The sequence below is a fragment of the Saccharibacillus sp. CPCC 101409 genome, assembly GCF_030518235.1.
Classification (GTDB): domain Bacteria; phylum Bacillota; class Bacilli; order Paenibacillales; family Paenibacillaceae; genus Saccharibacillus.
This window is the reverse complement of sequence record NZ_JAULSA010000002.1, coordinates 675,734-692,060: the sequence shown is the minus strand read 5'-3', so window position 1 is coordinate 692,060 and position 16,327 is coordinate 675,734. Positions and strand designations below refer to the sequence as shown.

Annotated in this window: 17 protein-coding genes; 4 read left to right on the top strand and 13 right to left on the bottom strand. The window is 58.2% G+C overall.

Annotated features, from left to right (window positions below; translation table 11 throughout):
- Positions 1–26: 26 nt before the first annotated feature.
- From QWJ34_RS07245 to QWJ34_RS07230, 4 genes are all read left to right on the top strand, one after another.
- Positions 27–1,385 carry an STM4012 family radical SAM protein gene (locus QWJ34_RS07245; RefSeq protein WP_302726485.1) on the top strand — a complete coding sequence of 453 codons (1,359 nt, stop codon included), beginning with the start codon at positions 27–29 and terminating at the stop codon, positions 1,383–1,385.
- Positions 1,382–2,284 (top strand): STM4011 family radical SAM protein, encoded by a 903-nt coding sequence (locus QWJ34_RS07240; RefSeq protein ID WP_302726483.1) that lies wholly within the window; start codon positions 1,382–1,384, stop codon positions 2,282–2,284. Before QWJ34_RS07245 ends, QWJ34_RS07240 begins: the two co-directional genes overlap by 4 nt.
- A 36-nt stretch (positions 2,285–2,320) precedes the next feature.
- Positions 2,321–2,890, top strand: a complete 570-nt coding sequence (gene cysC, locus QWJ34_RS07235; protein WP_302726481.1) for an adenylyl-sulfate kinase — start codon at positions 2,321–2,323, stop codon at positions 2,888–2,890.
- A 141-nt stretch (positions 2,891–3,031) separates the two neighbouring features.
- Positions 3,032–4,162: a DNA alkylation repair protein gene (locus QWJ34_RS07230; RefSeq protein WP_302726479.1), complete on the top strand. Its 1,131-nt coding sequence runs from the start codon at positions 3,032–3,034 to the stop codon at positions 4,160–4,162.
- A 108-nt stretch (positions 4,163–4,270) separates the two neighbouring features.
- Here QWJ34_RS07230 and QWJ34_RS07225 read toward each other — a convergent pair whose 3' ends face one another.
- The 13 genes from QWJ34_RS07225 to dxs all read right to left on the bottom strand — a co-directional run bounded on the left by QWJ34_RS07225 (position 4,271) and on the right by dxs (position 16,326).
- Complete coding sequence (locus tag QWJ34_RS07225; RefSeq protein WP_302726477.1) at positions 4,271–4,411, bottom strand: hypothetical protein; 141 nt, start codon at positions 4,409–4,411, stop codon at positions 4,271–4,273.
- Between the two features lie 168 nt (positions 4,412–4,579).
- The gene (locus QWJ34_RS07220) at positions 4,580–5,521 is read right to left on the bottom strand and encodes a hypothetical protein (protein ID WP_302726475.1); all 942 of its coding nucleotides are present in this window, start codon (positions 5,519–5,521) and stop codon (positions 4,580–4,582) included.
- Positions 5,518–5,799, bottom strand: coding sequence for a hypothetical protein (locus QWJ34_RS07215; protein ID WP_302726473.1), 282 nt, complete (start codon positions 5,797–5,799; stop codon positions 5,518–5,520). The genes QWJ34_RS07220 and QWJ34_RS07215 overlap by 4 nt, the downstream gene beginning before the upstream one ends.
- 428 nt (positions 5,800–6,227) lie before the next feature.
- Positions 6,228–6,812 carry a GNAT family N-acetyltransferase gene (locus QWJ34_RS07210; RefSeq protein WP_302726471.1) on the bottom strand — a complete coding sequence of 195 codons (585 nt, stop codon included), beginning with the start codon at positions 6,810–6,812 and terminating at the stop codon, positions 6,228–6,230.
- A gap of 238 nt (positions 6,813–7,050) precedes the next feature.
- A complete protein-coding gene (locus QWJ34_RS07205) occupies positions 7,051–8,106 on the bottom strand; it encodes a GTPase (RefSeq protein WP_302726469.1) in 1,056 nt (351 codons plus the stop codon).
- 31 nt (positions 8,107–8,137) lie between these two features.
- On the bottom strand, positions 8,138–8,779 hold the full coding sequence (locus tag QWJ34_RS07200; protein ID WP_302726467.1) for an SDR family oxidoreductase: 642 nt from the start codon (positions 8,777–8,779) through the stop codon (positions 8,138–8,140).
- Positions 8,780–8,821: 42 nt separating this feature from the next.
- A complete protein-coding gene (locus QWJ34_RS07195; RefSeq protein ID WP_302726466.1) occupies positions 8,822–9,070 on the bottom strand; it encodes a hypothetical protein in 249 nt (82 codons plus the stop codon).
- Between the two features lie 220 nt (positions 9,071–9,290).
- Positions 9,291–9,866 (bottom strand): YdhK family protein, encoded by a 576-nt coding sequence (locus QWJ34_RS07190; RefSeq protein WP_302726464.1) that lies wholly within the window; start codon positions 9,864–9,866, stop codon positions 9,291–9,293.
- 216 nt (positions 9,867–10,082) lie between these two features.
- Positions 10,083–10,889, bottom strand: a complete 807-nt coding sequence (spo0A, locus tag QWJ34_RS07185; RefSeq protein ID WP_302726462.1) for a sporulation transcription factor Spo0A — start codon at positions 10,887–10,889, stop codon at positions 10,083–10,085.
- 323 nt (positions 10,890–11,212) lie between these two features.
- Entirely contained in the window at positions 11,213–12,943 is a 1,731-nt protein-coding gene (gene recN / locus QWJ34_RS07180; protein WP_302726460.1) for a DNA repair protein RecN, read from the bottom strand.
- Positions 12,944–12,962: 19 nt separating this feature from the next.
- Positions 12,963–13,412: a transcriptional regulator AhrC/ArgR gene (gene ahrC, locus QWJ34_RS07175; protein ID WP_302726458.1), complete on the bottom strand. Its 450-nt coding sequence runs from the start codon at positions 13,410–13,412 to the stop codon at positions 12,963–12,965.
- 54 nt (positions 13,413–13,466) lie between these two features.
- Positions 13,467–14,315 (bottom strand): TlyA family RNA methyltransferase, encoded by an 849-nt coding sequence (locus QWJ34_RS07170; RefSeq protein ID WP_302726457.1) that lies wholly within the window; start codon positions 14,313–14,315, stop codon positions 13,467–13,469.
- Between the two features lie 106 nt (positions 14,316–14,421).
- Positions 14,422–16,326, bottom strand: a complete 1,905-nt coding sequence (dxs, locus tag QWJ34_RS07165; RefSeq protein WP_302726456.1) for a 1-deoxy-D-xylulose-5-phosphate synthase — start codon at positions 16,324–16,326, stop codon at positions 14,422–14,424.
- Position 16,327: the final 1 nt, after the last annotated feature.

Here is a 16,327-nt window from a genome sequence, read left to right as displayed (position 1 = left end):
TTATCGTTGAAAGGAGTCGATTCGCCATGACCGAGACGACCGTTTACGACGCGGAGCGGGTTCAGGCCTGGAAACGGGAACTGGCCGCCGCTCCTTACCGTTCTTATCTGTATTCGTATCCGCACAAGACCGCTTACCGGACGTTCGACCGGCCCAAACGGCTGGAAGATCTGTGGAAGAATGAACCGGCGGAAACGTTTTTCCTCTATATGCACATTCCGTTCTGCGGCGCGCGCTGCGGCTTCTGCAATCTGTTCACGCTGCCGGACAAGCGCGAAGACGTGCATGAACGCTATGTCGACGCGCTGGAGCGCCAGGCGCGGCAGTGGGCGAAGTTCGCGGTCAAGCCGTTCGCCCGCTTCGCGATCGGCGGCGGCACTCCCACCCTGCTGCGCGCCGATCAGCTGTCGCGGCTGTTCGATATCGCCGAGAATATCATGGGACTGAACCCGGACCTCGCGTCCATCTCGGTCGAGACCTCGCCCGAAACGATCGACCGCGGCCGCTTGAACGTGCTCAAAGAACGCGGCGTCGACCGGGTCAGCATGGGCATTCAAAGTTTTATCGAAGCCGAAGCGTCCGCGATCTACCGGCCGCAGAAGCCGGACGAAGTGCGGCGGGCTCTGGGGCTGCTGACGGAATACGATTTCCCGCTGCTCAATCTGGACCTGATCTACGGCCTGCCCGGCCAAACGCTGGATTCCTGGCTGTATTCGCTGGACGAAGCGCTGTCCTGGGAGCCGGGCGAGATCTTTCTGTACCCGCTGTATACGCGCGAGCATACGATCCTCAAACCCGGCGATATCGCAAGCCGGGGCGAAGACATCCGCATGTTGTTCTATCTCGCCGCGTGCGAGCGGCTCGAAGCCCGCGGCTACGAGCAGTTCTCGATGCGCCGCTTCGCCCGGCGCGCCCCGGAATCCGCGGCGGTCAAGCGTCCGCTTGACTACGGCTGCCAGGAAGAAGGCATGATGGGTCTCGGCTGCGGCGCGCGTTCCTATACGCAGCATGTGCACTATGCCTCCCGCTACGGCGTCAGCCGACGGGCTACGGAAAGCATTATTGCGGATTACGTAGCCGCCGAAGATTACGGCGGTGCCGATTACGGCTTCGAACTCTCCGCGGACGAGCTTCGCCGCCGTTTCGTGCTCAAAGGCCTCCTGCACAGCGAAGGGCTGACGCTGAGCGAATACCGCGGACGCTTCGGTACGGACGCGTTCGACGATCTGCCGGAACTGAATCTGCTGACCGAATCGGGACTCGCCGCGCCGGACGGCGGCGTGCTGCGCATGGGCCGCGAAGGACTCGGCTATTCCGACGCCATCGGCGACTGGCTGATCTCCGATCCGGTGCGCGGCCTGATGCGCGAGTTCGTGCTGCCATGAACGTCACCCTTTACTTTCGCGGCAGCCTGTCGTCGTGCAACTACGCCTGCCCCTACTGCCCGTTCAGCAAAACGCGCGACAGCGCCGAGACGCTGGAGAAAGACCGGCTTCAAGTCGAACGCTTCGTGCAGTGGGCCGGGGAGCAGGAACAGGCCGGTCACCGGCTGTCGATCTTTTTTAACCCTTACGGCGAAGGACTGGTGCACCGCTGGTACCGCGAAGCGATGATCGCTCTGTCTCGGATGACGCATGTGCACAAAGTCGCGATCCAGACCAATCTGTCGGCAAAGCTGGACTGGACGGACGGATTGAATGCGGAGAAAGTCTCGTTCTGGGCGACGTACCATCCGGGCGAAACGACCGAAGATCGCTTCCTCGCCCGCTGCTCCGAGCTGCATCGGCGCGGCATTCCGTTCAGCGTGGGCAGCGTCGGGGTGCGCAGCGCGTTCGGGGCGATTGCCTCGCTGCGCCGCTCGCTGCCGCCCGATGTGTATCTCTGGATCAACGCGTTCAAAGACCGGGGAAACGATTATTACAGCGCCGAAGAAATCGCGCAGCTGCGGGAAATCGATCCGCTGTTCGCGCTCAATCTGCCGGATTACGACAGCCTCGGCCGTACGTGCCTGACAGGCGAAAGCGTCTTTTTCGTGCAGGGCTCGGGCCGGGTCAAACGCTGCTACAGCGACCGCCGCGTCATCGGCCACCTGTACCGCGACGGCATCGAAGGACTGTCCGCCGAACGGCCCTGCGGCATGAAGCGGTGCGGCTGCTATATCGGGTATATCCATATGCCGGAACTGGAATTGGAACGGTATTACGGCAAAGGGCTGCTGGAGCGGCGCAGACTGGCGCAGACCGCTTTTGAAGCGGATCTGCCGTTCGAGCCGGCCGCAACCTAAAACTCAAGCAAATCCCTCGGGAAAGGAGAATGGAACGTGTCGGATACACTTTCTGATCGGAATATTCCCGTCTCCGCTCCGGCCCGCACGCTCTGGCTGACCGGTCTGCCGTCTTCGGGCAAAACGACGACGGCGATCGCGCTGGTGAAAGCGCTGAAAGCGGCCGGCGTACCGGCCGAGAATCTGGACGGCGACGAGCTGCGCCGGCAGATCGGGGGCGGACTCGGTTTCAGCCGCGAAGACCGGATGGAAAACGTACGGCGCGCGGTGTATGTCAGCGGCCTGCTGAACAAGCACGGCGTTACGGCGGTTGTGTCGCTGATCAGCCCTTATGCGGAAATGCGGGATTACGCGCGTTCCATGTTGCCGGGCTTTACGGAGATTTATATCGATTGTCCGCTGGAAGAATGCGAACGGCGCGACGTCAAAGGACTGTACGCCCTCGCCCGCCGCGGCGAGATCCATTCGTTTACCGGCATCTCGGACGTGTACGAACCGCCGGAAGTTCCCGAGCTGACACTGGATACGCAGCGTGCTTCGGTAGAGGAGAACGTAGCGGCCGTACTGGGACTGGTCGGCTGCTCCGTTCCAAATTCTTCTTTTTAATGGAACGCTTCGCCCGCCCCCCGAACGCCTTTTTTCCCAATCGAATGCAGGAAACCGGACAATCCGCTGTCCGGTTTCTTTGTTTATGCTGATACTCGAAAACGCTTATGTGGAAACCATTTTATATGAAGGAGATCTTCCATGCCCGAACCGCTCAAAAATATATATACCGAAGCATTCCTGACCGGCTTTGCCGCTAAACTCCGCGCCGTCCATCCGCCGTTTCCCGCGGAACGCTTCGCCCTGCTTGTGATGGACGACGGCTGGGACAGACTCGAACTCAAAGGCCGAATCCGCCGCATCTCGCAAACGCTGGGCGTTCTGCTGCCGGGCGACTTCGGCGAAGCGCTCCGCATCCTGCAACGGCTCGACGCGACCTGCATGGGATTCCCTTATTTGTTCCTGCCGGATTTCGTCGAAACGCACGGATTGACCGAAGCGGACTTCGACCGGTCGCTGGACGCGCTGGAACGTTTCACTTCCGGATCTTCCTCCGAGTTTGCGATTCGCGCTTTTTTGCTGCACAGTCCCGAGCGGACCCTGCTTCGCATAAAGGAATGGGCGCGCAGCGGCAGCGAGCATGTGCGCCGGCTGTCCAGCGAAGGCTGCCGCCCGCGCCTGCCCTGGGGCCAGTCTTTGCCGCTGTTCAAGCGCGATCCGGGCCCGGTCGTCGAAATTCTGGAGCTGCTCAAAGCCGACCCGTCCCTGTACGTCCGCAAAAGCGTCGCCAACAACCTGAACGATATCTCCAAAGACCACCCCGCGCTCGTCGCCGAACTGGCGCGCCGCTGGTACGGCGACAATCCTTCGACCGACTGGATCGTGCGCCGCGGCTGCCGCGGATTGGTGCGGCGCTCCGATCCGGCGGTGCTGGCGCTGTTCGGCTATGCGGAGCACGCGGACGCGCAGGACGAGCCGCTGGTGCAAAGCGCTTCGCTTACCGTTTCCCCTTCTTCCGTTTCGATCGGCGGGCAGGCGGAGCTGCTTTACCGGATTGTGCTGCGAGACGGAGAACCGCGCCGCATCCGCATCGAATACGCCGTCGATTTTGTCAAAGCGTCCGGACGCGCTTCGCGTAAAACCTTCCTGCTGTCGGACCGGATAGGGAATGACGGGCGGGCGCCGGCCGGTAAGCGCGTGCACAAGTTCGCCGACCTGACGACCCGCCGCCACTACGCCGGACCCCACCGCATCGTGCTGCTGGTCAACGGCGTCGAAGCGGCGGAGACGACGCTGATTCTTGTCCCGCGGCTCACGTCCTCATCCTCTTAAACGCACGCCGCGCAAAAAAGGCGGTCCGGCATACAGCCGGACCGCCCGTTCGTATAAGTTGGAGTCGATTCTGAGTTGATGGTGTAGTGGGATTTGCTGCTGCGTCGATTAGCCCAGTGTGAGCTTCAGCGGTTCTTCCTGACGGGGAGCGTGCTCATCCTGTTCTTTGCCGGCTTTCGAGCCGTACAGGATAAAGTTCACTTCCTCCAGTATATCGGAGAACTGCGGAACCGTTTGATTGCTTTCCATGTTCGTTTTCCTCACCTTGCTTCAGTCTGTTGGGTTAAGCCTACTGTATATTTAACCGGCGGACGAAAATTGAATCATTTCGGCGCCGGCCATCCGGCACGTTTGGCAGACTTGAAAGCTGCCGTCTTTACTATTATCGGCGGCAGGGTCGGATTCCATAATATCCATTTATTTCTTTTTTGGATGGGGAGACGAGTTTTTCGCTCTTTTTTGCGCGGCCGCTTTTCGGCGGCGCTTTCCTTCCTTTTTCATTTCCCGCTTCAAATACAGCTCCATCGTATTTTCGGGATTCTCCGCCGCAAACGACATAAATCTTTTCAGATGCTCGTTGTACTTGTCTTTACCGAAGATTCGACCGTTTTCGCTCAGGAAGGATTCCAGCATGCGATGCGAATCGCCCGCATTTTTCAAACTTTCGAATTCGGCCAGCACGGCCAGAATGCGCGACGCGATCTGCTCGGACTGACTTTTCATCCGCTCGTCGTCGAGGCGCGAATCGTTCGGGTAAGCGTTCGACAGAATCAGAAATGTTCCGTCGAGCGCGTACAGCACCAGCAGATCGACGATATCGACCGTGTCCAGACTGACGCGAATCGTCCATTCCAGCGACGCCCGGTCCGGATGCGTAAAGATGTTCAGGAATCCGTAAATATCGTTCAGCTCAAACGAAATATGCTCGTACGCATACTTCATCACGCCCAGATTGCTGCCCATCACTTCCTGCGCCGCGTCCGTCGCGATCGTTTCCGGCGCCGCTTTGTATTGAAACAGCCGCGCCGCGTGTTCGAAAGCGACACGGACCTGCACCGGCGTTTCCACAATCAGTCCGCCTTCGCGCAGCAGCACCGCCGCACATAGCGAATTGCGCATTCTTTGCAGCAGCGCGTTGGCATAGAAATCTTCTTCTTCCTCCGCGAAATCGCGCAGGATCTCGATCAGCTCATGCATATACCCGAGCGTTTCTTCGCGCACCGAACCCGCATGCTCCGGCGGCTCTGTATATTCCGGGCTTTCAAGTTCCGTCTCCGCTCCGGCTTCGGGCGGCAAAGATTCGCCTGCGGACGGAAGTTCGTTATTGTTAAGACGAAGATCGTTTTGTTCGTTTGTCATGAACCTCTCCTTTCCCGGCTGCTCAAAGTCTTCATTCCTTTGCTCGGCCGGGCTGTTTCCGCATCCGCCTCGGTCAAACCGAGTGAACCCGCATGTCCGTTTTCCGTTTCGACGATCCGCAGCTGTTCGCGTTCGCCCGGCATGCGTTTTCCGAAATCACGGACGCCTTTTTCCACAAAGCGCGCAAACGAATCGTCGTACCCGTATTCTTCCCGATACAATTTCGCATGGCTTTCGATTACCCGATCCAGATCTTCCGGCCTGTACGTTCTGATCATTGAATCATCCTCCCGCCTTGTCTTTTAAATTGTACCGGGGCCCGCCCCCTATTTTCAACTTGTTCGCATTTTGTAGGGAAGGATAATAAAGGAATCAGGCACTTATCAAAGCTATACGCACTAAATCGAATTACAGGACGGAAAGACCGTTCTTAGGAGCAGTCAGATTGTCGAGAAACAAACGGCAAGAAAAATACAAATAGCTGCGTATAGGCCCTTATTCCGGCTTAATCTTACGTTTTCGAGAAAATAGCTGCGCTCATACAATTATTTCGAGCTTTTCCGCTTCGATTCGGCCTTTGGCTCCCGAATAGCTGCACCTGCGTCGCTATTTGAAGAAATCGAAGAGTTTCGCCTCAAATAAATGTACCTGTGCCGCTATTTTTCGTTGGGAATCCTAACCGGCTTTTTCGACAGCCCGGCCGCTTTTAAAAGAGGTCTTTTGGCCGTTCCCGTTCCCGCCGTTCCCGCCGTTCTTCCCATTCTTCCGCCGTCAGCGCGTGCAGCACATGATCTTCCCACGCGCCGTTGATCTTCAAATAACGCTCGGCCAATCCTTCGCGGCGAAAGCCGGCTTTCTCCAGCACCCGCATCGACGGCGTATTGCGCGGCATCACGCCGGCCTGCACGCGGTGCAGCCGATGCTTGACGAACGCCTGCTCCAGCGCGCCGGCCACCGCTTCCGTCATATAGCCTTTTCCATTATGATCCCGATCCAGAAAATAGCCCATGCTGGCGTTCTGAAACGGTCCCCGCGCAACGGCTGTCAGCGCGACCCGCCCCAGCAGCCGGCCCGTCTCTTGCAGCCGCACCGCGTAAATATAAGCCTGATCGCGCTGTCGTCCCTGTATCCCCTGCAGAATCTCCGTCCGCTGTCCCGGCAGCGTCAAATAACTGTCCGAACGCAGCGGTTCCAGCGGCTGCAAAAACTCTCGATTCGTCAGTCTGAGCTCCAGCAGTTCTTCCGCATCCTCGACCTCAAACGGCCTAAGCTCAAGCCTTTCCGTAAACATCCCGTTTCCTCCCCGCGCTAAACTGATGACTTGTCTCAAGCAAATAAACGGTTACGCCCGTCTGAATTGCCCCGGATCTGCTTTTATTATACACAAGGAGTTCTTTGCCCCGCACATTCTCCCGGACCGATCGATTTACCGAGTCGCCACGAAAAAAAGCCCCGCGGCGCGCGAGGCTTCTCCTGTTCCGGCCTGTTCGATCCCCCCCTGCGCCGCTTCGGACTTTATGAACGCTTGCTCACTCTTCTTCGCCGGGCAGCTTCTCGCCTTTGTTTTTCCGTTCGCGAAAAGTCTTGTACAGATTCGCAACGGAGTCCGGCGTAACGTCGATGCCGCGCTCGTACGCGTATTTCACCGAATAGCCGAGCGCCAGCGTCACCGATCCCGCTACGCCGGCAGCCGCCACCGTCCCCGCTCCGGGAAACATTTTGACGATCTGCGAAAAAATCGTTTTGCCCAGATTGCCGACGATCGCGGTAATGACGATTTCTTTGGCCGCTTCTTTGCTGATCGGGCGCTCGTACAGCGTCGCCAGCCGGGTCAGCAGACCGATCTGGAGCGCGGTCAGCGGCACGATATCCGCGCCTGGCAGCGGAACGGCGCCAATTGCGCCCGCCGACGTCGCGGCCCCGATGATCCATTTATTTGCGGTTGAAGATTTTTCTTTTATGGTGCGGGCGAACAAAATGTCCTTGCTCTTTTTTTTTAACATCTCCAGGATCGCGTCTCTGAGCGTATCGATATTCTCGCCGGTGCGCGACGAAATCGGAATCACGTCGTACTTATGTCCCGTTTCTTTTCGCACGCGCGCGATCAGCCGGTCCACTTCGTCCGCGGCGTCGATCTTGTTCAGTACGATCAGGATATTGGGGTTGGCGCTTTCCACGATACGAAACGATTTCTGCTCGCTTTCCGAAAATACGGTACCGGCCGCGTTCAGGAAAAACAGGACCACGTCCGTTTTGCGAAAATAATCCAGCGTCGCCGCCGAGTTTTCCGTGTTCACATCGTTCAATCCGGGCGTATCGATAAAAAAGATTTTGTCTTTGTACGGGTGCGGATGAATTTTCGTTGTCTCGCCCGGTTCCGCGCCGACGCCCGCCACTTCTTCGCCCACGATCCGGTTGATCGTCGACGATTTGCCGGCATTGACGTCCCCGATCAGCGCGATCAGGATCTTTTCTTTCAGCTGTGCGTTGATCGCGGCCATCTCCTGATCGAACGCCTGGTCGGCCGCCTCGCGAATCTGCTGCTTCATCGTTTCTTTTTGCGCCTGCGTATAGCCGGATTCCATCTCCCACCGTCTCCTTTCGTTTCGATCCCGCTCAGCCGCCGAAGACCTCGCTTACCGGCGTATCGCCGGCAACCAGGTCGTACGCTCTGCGGTAGGTGATCCGGTTCTCCAACGCCGCCGAGATCGCGGCCGCCACATCTTCGCGCGAAATCGAACCCCGCTCCAGATTCTCCTGCGCTTCCACCCGTCCCGTGCCCGGATCGTTGGTCAGGCCGCCCGGACGCAGAATGGTATAGTCCAGCCCCGTCGATTCCAGCATCCGGTCCGCATAATGTTTCGCCGCGTAATACGGTTTGATCGCGTCCGCCCAGTTCTCCCGGTTATGCGCCTGCATCGCGCTGACCATCACATAGCGCTTGATTCCGGCCAGGGAGGCCGCTTCCATCGTTTTGACCGCGCCGTCGAGATCGATCAGCAGCGTCTTGTCCGCCCCGGTGCTTCCGCCCGAACCGGCCGTAAATACGATCGCGTCGCTGCCTCTCATCGCTTCGGCCAGCGTTTCCACCCGATCTTCCAGATTGGCGAATACCGTTTCTACGCCTGCTTGATGCAGCTCTTCTTCCTGCTCGTGCTTGCGCACCATCGCTCTGACTTCGTGCACGCCTTCGCTCTTGAGCAGCCGGACCAGCCGGCTTCCCACCTGTCCGTTCGCTCCGATGACCAGTACGTTCAATTTCGTCTCCTCCTTTGGAATAGCCGGGCAGCGCTCCGAATGCTACCGTATGCTGAACACGATCTCCGACACTTTACTCAGATTGACATTGATGTCGCGTCCTTCGCTTTCGAACGTCATATGCTCGCCGACCGTCGGTTTTTCCCCGCGGAAAGCCGGCGTAATATACGCGTCTTTGAATTCCTTTACCGCAATCTCCATCTCGGCATGCGTCAGTTCTTCGCTCGAATCGAATACATACTGCCTCTCGACGCCGTTATCGTATAAAATATGGATATAAATGGTTCGCATAGTAGGTTCTCTTCCTTTCGATACTTTCGCTAAAATACGCCCGCTGCCGGGACTGCCGATTGCGTTCCGACGCTGAGAAAAAAGTCGAACGTCTCTTTCTATCTTTACCCGCAAACGACCAGGCTGCCACTTGTATACCGGGACTCATCGTTGTAAAAAGCGCAGAAAGCAAAAAAGCCCCGTATGCTGCGCCGAGACTTCTTTGTTTTTTAGCTTGTTTCTACTTCGCCGAAAGCTCGTCTTCCGTTACCCACATATGGTTCTTGACCGTCTCTCCGCCGGTTGTCGGCGTGTAGTCCAGCATATAGATCACGCCCTGCTCCGCCGTATCGATCGTCGCTTCGGCGCCCCTCATGCCTTCCATATGATCCGCTTCGATGATCGCTTTGTCGCCCGGCTTGAGCGGCTCGCTGCCGGCGTTTTTCAGCTCTTCGTGAATGATCCATTCATGATCCGTTACCGGATCTCCCCCGGTGGTCGGCGTATAGGACAGCGAATAAATCGTGGTATCGTAAGCGCCGGTTACGGTTCCTGTCGCGCCGTCCATGCCTTCCATATGTTCGCCTCGGATCGTGACTTCGGTGCCTACCGGGTATTTGGGATTTGCGGCGTCTTGCAGTCCTTCCGGCATCTCGCCCGACGAACCGTGGTTCATCCCGGCCATATCGCCCTGGCTGGAACCGGTCTCGCTTCCGCTTCCCGCCTGCCGCGACTCGTTCGAACCGGACGAGCAGCCGGCCAGCAGCGCAAGCGAAGCCGCGGCGGAGACGAAAAGAAGCATCATTTTTTTCTGCATGGTTATTCCTCCCGTTGTATGGTCTTGGCGGTTACTCTTATGTATATACTATACCTATGTAGGGTATATTACAAACGGGTAAATGTGACGGGTATCGAAACTTACATAGAGAATTTGCGATAAAAATACCGCCGTTGATCGGGGTATGTACAAGAACCCGATCAACGGCGGCTTTTGTTGGCAGGAGACTTAAATCTTGATCGCTTCCCGAAGCTCTCAGCTCACCTTATGCTCGATCCGCAGTTTATCCGCGATCATCGCGATAAACTCCGAATTGGTCGGCTTGGACTTGGTGATGTTCACGGTGTAGCCGAACAGATCGCTGATGTTCTGCACCGAGCCGCGGGCCCAGGCCAGTTCGATCGCGTGACGGATGGCGCGTTCGACGCGAGAAGGCGTCGTGGCGTATTTCTCGGCGATCGACGGGTACAGCGTCTTGGTGATGGAGCCCAGGATCTCGATATTGTGGTATACCATCGTAATCGCTTCGCGCAGATACTTGTAGCCGCGCACGTGCACGGGGATTCCGATCTCGTTGATGATCGACGTGATGCTGGCGTCGAGCGTCTTGCCTTTGGACAGCGAGCCGATACTCGGCTTCGGCGGCGCGGCGGATGCCGGCGGCGTAATCGGCGAAGACGGGATATTGAGCATTTGGCGCACCCGGTTCACCAGCACCTCGATATCGAACGGCTTCAGAATATAATAGGCCGCTCCCAGTTCAACCGCGCGCTGCGTAATATTCTCCTGGCCGAACGCGGTCAGCATGATGACTTTGGGACGCGGATTGAGCTGCAGCCCCTGCAGTTTCTCCAATACGCCCAGGCCGTCCAGATGCGGCATGATGATGTCCAGGATCAGAATATCCGGCGCGCGTTCGGCATTCTGCAGCAGTCCAAGCACTTCTTCGCCGTTATAAGCGACGCCGGTTACGGTCATTCCCTCCTGAGCGGAAATGTGCTCCTGGAGCATGTGAACGAAATCCCGGTTGTCGTCCGCGAGCATAACTTCGATGTTTGGCAAAGCTTGTTCCTCCTTCTTATCCGGCCGATCGGCCGAATCCTCTGTATTCCACAGAAACGTTCTTTCTTTTTATCTTCACTATACTTAAAAATTCGACACCTTTCGAAGCTTTCCTGCCGGATGTGCCAAATCTTCGCTTATTTCTAGTATATCGGGTTACGCCGTAAATTCAAACAAAAAATCCCAAAACCGTAAATCGGCATCTTTGCCGAATCCGCTTTCGAACGGACGGAGGCAATCTGCCTGCGCAGAGTTCCGGAGGCGCCGCAGTAGACGCCCCGGAGCTTGGCAACGGGTTTCGGGATCTTTTGGGCTTAAAAAGCTCAGGAAGCTCGCTCGCTTTTGCGTTCTTCCGCGAGTTTGAGCATTTCCTGCGCGTGATGCAGCGTTTTCTCCGTAATTTCGACACCGCCGAGCATCCGGGCCAGTTCGGTTACTCGCCCTTCCTCGGTCAGCGATTCCACCTGGGTCATCGTACGCTCGCCTTCGACCTTTTTTTCGATCAGGTACTGATGATCCGCCATGCACGCCACCTGCGGCAGGTGGGTGATCGAGAAGACCTGGCAGTCCGCCGACAGCTTGACCAGCTTCTCGGCGATCGACTGCGCCGCCCGGCCGCTGACGCCCGTATCGACTTCGTCGAAGATCAGGACGGGTACGCGGTCGTGGCGGGCGAAAATACTTTTGAGCGCCAGCATGATCCGAGACAGCTCGCCGCCCGACGCGATCTTGCCGAGCGGCCGCAGCGGTTCGCCGGGGTTCGGCGAGATCAGGAATTCCGCGCTGTCGACGCCCTGGCGGGTCAACCGTACGCGGCGTCCTTCGAACTCGAAACCGCGCGCGTCCTGGATCGGCTCCAGCCGCACTTCGAGCGAAGTGCGCTGCATTTGCAGATCCTTCAATTCGCTCTCGATCTGGCGGGCCAGATCGCGCGAGCAATCGCGGCGCAGCGAACTGAGCTCGCGGGCGAGACGCAGCGTTTTCTCCAGCTGCTTGTCCCGCTCGGCGGTCAGCGACTCCATCCGCTCGTCTTTGTTCTCGATCATATCCGTTTCGCGGTGGATGCGGTCGTAGTACTCCAGAATCTGCTCCACGCTGTCGCCGTATTTGCGGCGCAGGCTCGACAGCAGAGTCAGGCGCTCCTCGACTTCTTCCAGGCGTCCCGGATTGAATTCGATATTCTCGCGGTAATCCCGGAGCTGGAACGCGGCGTCTTCAAGCTGGTAGAAAGCGCTGCGAAGCTGCTCCAGAATCGGCTGCATCGCTTTGGAATCGTAGTTCTCGATGTCTTCCAGACTGGAGATCGCCGAGTTGATCGCTTCGATACCGCGGTCTCCGTACAACAGGTTGTACCCTTCCGATACGGATTCCATCAGCTTCTCGCTGTGCGCAAGCTTGGAGCGTTCGTCCGCCAGCTCGACGTCTTCGCCGACCTTGAGATTCGCCGCCTGGATCTCCTCCAGTTGAAAACGGTACATATCGAGCATCTGCAGCGACTTCTGGCTGGTTTCCCGCAGCTCGCGCAGTTCGCGCTCCAGGCGCGCCAGCGCCGAGTATTCCTGCTGGTAAGCCGCTTTGACCGGCCCGATCGTGTCGCCGCCGTAGGAATCGAGCAGACCCAGATGGCTTTCCGGGCGCAGCAGCGATTGGTGCTCGTGCTGTCCGTGGATATTGACCAGCTGTTCGCCGACTTCGCGCAGCATCGTCAGATTGACAAGCTGCCCGTTGATGCGCGACGTGCTTTTGCCCTGCGCGTTGACTTCCCGACGGATGACCAGATGCTCTTCGGGCGATGCGGTGATCCCGAGCTGCTCCAGCGTTTTCCACACGGGATGCTCCTCGGGCAGTTCGAATAGCGCTTCCATTTCCGCTTTGTCCGCACCGTAGCGGATCAAGTCGGACGACCCCCGTCCGCCGGCGATCAGGCCAAGCGCGTCGATAATGATCGACTTGCCGGCGCCGGTTTCCCCGGTCAGCACATGGAATCCTTGATAAAAATGAACGTCGACGGCTTCGACGACGGCGAGATTGCGAATGGACAATGCAACTAGCATGCACTCACCTCGATAAAGTTTAGGAAATGAATCCCATAATTTGGCCGATCACGGTCTGGCTATTCTCCGGTTCGCGGCAGATCAGCAGGATCGTGTCGTCGCCCGAGATCGTTCCCATGATTTCCGACCATTCCATATTGTCCAGCAGGGCGGCGATGGAATTCGCGGTGCCCGGCAGGCATTTCATCACGACCAGATTCCCTGAATGATCGATATGGACAAAGTTGTCCACCAGCGCGCGCTTGAGCTTGGAAACCGGGTTGTAGCGCTGGTCGGTCGGCAGCGAATATTTGTAGCGGCCGTCGTCCAGCGGCACTTTGATCAGCAGCAGTTCCTTGATATCGCGCGACACCGTGGCCTGCGTGACCTGAAATCCGGACGCGCGCAGCGCGGTTACGAGTTCGTCCTGCGTTTCGATATCTCGGTTCGAGATAATCTCGCGGATTTTGATATGACGTTGTCCTTTCATCAGACTCCCCCTCTGTACCGATGTGAGAAATTCACCTATTCAACGCAAAGAAACTCACCGTTCGGCGGATGAGTTTCTTTGAAAGGTTCGCGCGGCTTCGGCCGCGGTGGCGGACGCAAGCTCCCGGATCTCGTCCGCGCTTGCCCGCGCCGCTTCGACTTCCGGAAGACGCAGATACGCCAGAAATTCGACGTTTCCTTCCCCGCCGGTAATCGGCGAGAACGTCAGTCCGCCGATCTCGAAGCCCAGTTCGACGGCAAAGCCGAGCACTTCCTTGAGCACGTCCTCATGCACTTTGCGATCGCGGACGACGCCGGATTTGCCCACATTTTCGCGTCCGGCTTCGAACTGCGGCTTGATCAACGCGGCCACTTCGGCCGGACGGCGCAGCAGCTGGAGCAGAGGCGGCAGAATCAGGCGCAGCGAAATAAACGAAACGTCGATGCTGGCAAAATCCGGCTCCGGTCCCGTCAATTCTTCCGGCGTCGTATACCGGAAATTGGTGCGCTCCATCACGCAGACCCGCTCGTCGTTACGCAGCGACCAATCGAGCTGGTTGTAGCCGACGTCGATCGCATAGACGTACGAAGCCCCGTTTTGCAGCGCGCAGTCGGTAAAGCCTCCGGTCGACGAACCGATATCGAGCATCACCCGCTCGTTCATCCCGATGCCGAACGTTTTGAGCGCTTTTTCAAGTTTGAGTCCGCCCCGGCTGACGTACGGATGCACATTCCCTTTGACGTGCAGGGAAGCTTCGCGAGGCACTTTCATGCCCGGTTTTTCGATCCGTTCGTTGTCGGCGAAGACGAGACCGGCCATAACGGCCGCTTTCGCTTTCTCGCGGCTTTCGTAATACGCCTGCTCGACGAGCAGAACGTCGATTCTTTCTTTTTGCACCGCCATAATCAGGCTCTCTTTCTATCGTAAAATGAGCGCGCCCGCCGCGTAAAGTCCGCCGCCCGTTCGGACGGCGAACCCTTCGCGCAATCGCCCGATCCGAGTTCCGTCCTCAGGACGGAAGACCGGTTTTGAGCGAAAGGCGGCTGCGGGACACGGTCTCGCGAATCAGCTCGGCGGCATGCTCGGCCGTCAGGCCGGCTTCCTGCTGCTGTTCCTTGATGCTGCCGTGTTCGATAAAGCAGTCCGGCACGCCCAGGATGCGCACTTCGGCGTGATCGATCCCGCGCGAAGCGTAGAATTCCAGCACCGCTCCGCCGAGGCCGCCGGCCTGCGACGCTTCCTCCAGCACCAGCAGCTTCACGCCGCGTTCGGCCAGATCGGTCAGCATCTCTTCGTCGAGCGGCTTCAGGAAGCGCGCGTTGACGACGCCGGCCTGGATGCCGGAAGACTTGAGCAGATCGGCTGCGGCCAACGCGGTCTGCACCATCGGACCGACGGCCAGAATCGCGCAGCTTTCGCCGTCGCGCAGACTTTCCCAGCTGCCGATCGGAATCGGAACCAATGTCTCGTCCAGCGGAACGCCGAGGCCGTTGACGCGCGGATAGCGCACGCCGATCGGTCCTTTATCGTAATCGAGTCCGGTCTTCATCATATGACGCAGCTCGTTCTCGTCTTTGGGCATCATCAGCACCATATTCGGAATATGCCGCAGGAAAGCGATATCGTATACGCCCTGATGCGTTTCGCCGTCGGCGCCGACAAAACCGGCCCGGTCGATCGCAAACATGACGTTGGCGTTATGCCGGCAGATATCGTGCACGATCTGGTCATAGGCGCGCTGCATAAAGGTCGAATATACGGCGAACACCGGCTTCATCCCTTCGAGCGCCATCGCGGCGCAGAGCGTCGCGGCATGCTGCTCGGCGATGCCGACGTCGATCATCCGTTTCGGGAATTTCGCCGCGAACTCCATCAGCCCGGAACCGCCCGGCATGGCCGGCGTTACGGCGACGATGCGCTCGTCCTGCTCCGCAAGTTCGATCAGCGTGCTGCCGAACACTTCGGTGTACATCGGGTTGCCCGCCGATTTGAGCGTTTTGCCGGATTCGATCTTGTACGGCGAAATGCCGTGCCATTTGTGCGAATCGGCTTCCGCCGGCTGATAACCTTTGCCTTTGGTCGTGACCACGTGCACCAGCACCGGGCCGTCGATATTGTCGGATTGCTTGAACGTATCGATCAGGGTCGGCAGATCGTGCCCGTCGATCGGGCCGATGTATTTGAAGCCCAGTTCTTCGAACAGCACGCCCGGCACCATCATATACTTCAGGCTGTCTTTGACTTTCTCGGCCGTGCGCGCAAGTTTCCCGCCGATCGCCGGGATCTTCTTCAGCAGCGAATCGATGTCTTCTTTGGCCCGCAAATAATGCTTGTCCGCGCGCGCCCGGCTCAAGTAGTTGTGCATGGCGCCGACGTTCGGCGCGATGGACATTTCGTTGTCGTTCAGGATCACGAGCAGGTTTTTCTTTTCGTGGCCGATATGGTTCAGCGCTTCGAACGCCATGCCGCCGGTCAGCGCGCCGTCGCCGATAATCGCCACTACTTTGTTGTCTTCGCCTTTGAGATCGCGCGCCATCGCCATGCCCATCGCCGCGGACAGCGACGTGCTGCTGTGGCCCGCTTCCCAGACGTCGTGCTCGCTTTCCGTCCGTTTGACGAATCCGCACAGCCCTTTGTATTTGCGCAGGCTGTCGAAGCGGTCCTGCCGTCCGGTCAATACCTTATGCACGTAGGCCTGGTGACCCACGTCGAAAATAAATTTGTCTTTGGGACTCTCGTAGCAGTAATGCAGCGCCAGCGTCAGTTCGACTACGCCCAGGTTGGAAGCCAGATGGCCCCCGGTTACCGACAGCTTTTCAATCAAAAACTGGCGAATTTCCTGGGCGAGAGGCGCCAACTGATCGGCCTGCAGCTTCTTCAGATCGCCGGGTTGAGTGATTTGTGGAAGCAGCATA

What these genes read in the sequence shown, in the direction of transcription:
- QWJ34_RS07245 (WP_302726485.1), top strand. Translation starts at nt 27, where the DNA reads ATGACCGAGACGACCGTTTACGACGCGGAGCGGGTTCAGGCCTGGAAA.
- QWJ34_RS07240 (WP_302726483.1), top strand. Translation starts at nt 1,382, where the DNA reads ATGAACGTCACCCTTTACTTTCGCGGCAGCCTGTCGTCGTGCAACTAC.
- QWJ34_RS07230 (WP_302726479.1), top strand. Translation starts at nt 3,032, where the DNA reads ATGCCCGAACCGCTCAAAAATATATATACCGAAGCATTCCTGACCGGC.
- QWJ34_RS07225 (WP_302726477.1), bottom strand. Translation starts at nt 4,411, where the DNA reads ATGGAAAGCAATCAAACGGTTCCGCAGTTCTCCGATATACTGGAGGAA.
- QWJ34_RS07220 (WP_302726475.1), bottom strand. Translation starts at nt 5,521, where the DNA reads ATGACAAACGAACAAAACGATCTTCGTCTTAACAATAACGAACTTCCG.
- QWJ34_RS07215 (WP_302726473.1), bottom strand. Translation starts at nt 5,799, where the DNA reads ATGATCAGAACGTACAGGCCGGAAGATCTGGATCGGGTAATCGAAAGC.
- QWJ34_RS07210 (WP_302726471.1), bottom strand. Translation starts at nt 6,812, where the DNA reads ATGTTTACGGAAAGGCTTGAGCTTAGGCCGTTTGAGGTCGAGGATGCG.
- QWJ34_RS07205 (WP_302726469.1), bottom strand. Translation starts at nt 8,106, where the DNA reads ATGGAATCCGGCTATACGCAGGCGCAAAAAGAAACGATGAAGCAGCAG.
- QWJ34_RS07195 (WP_302726466.1), bottom strand. Translation starts at nt 9,070, where the DNA reads ATGCGAACCATTTATATCCATATTTTATACGATAACGGCGTCGAGAGG.
- QWJ34_RS07190 (WP_302726464.1), bottom strand. Translation starts at nt 9,866, where the DNA reads ATGCAGAAAAAAATGATGCTTCTTTTCGTCTCCGCCGCGGCTTCGCTT.
- recN (WP_302726460.1), bottom strand. Translation starts at nt 12,943, where the DNA reads ATGCTAGTTGCATTGTCCATTCGCAATCTCGCCGTCGTCGAAGCCGTC.
- ahrC (WP_302726458.1), bottom strand. Translation starts at nt 13,412, where the DNA reads ATGAAAGGACAACGTCATATCAAAATCCGCGAGATTATCTCGAACCGA.
- QWJ34_RS07170 (WP_302726457.1), bottom strand. Translation starts at nt 14,315, where the DNA reads ATGGCGGTGCAAAAAGAAAGAATCGACGTTCTGCTCGTCGAGCAGGCG.
- dxs (WP_302726456.1), bottom strand. Translation starts at nt 16,326, where the DNA reads ATGCTGCTTCCACAAATCACTCAACCCGGCGATCTGAAGAAGCTGCAG.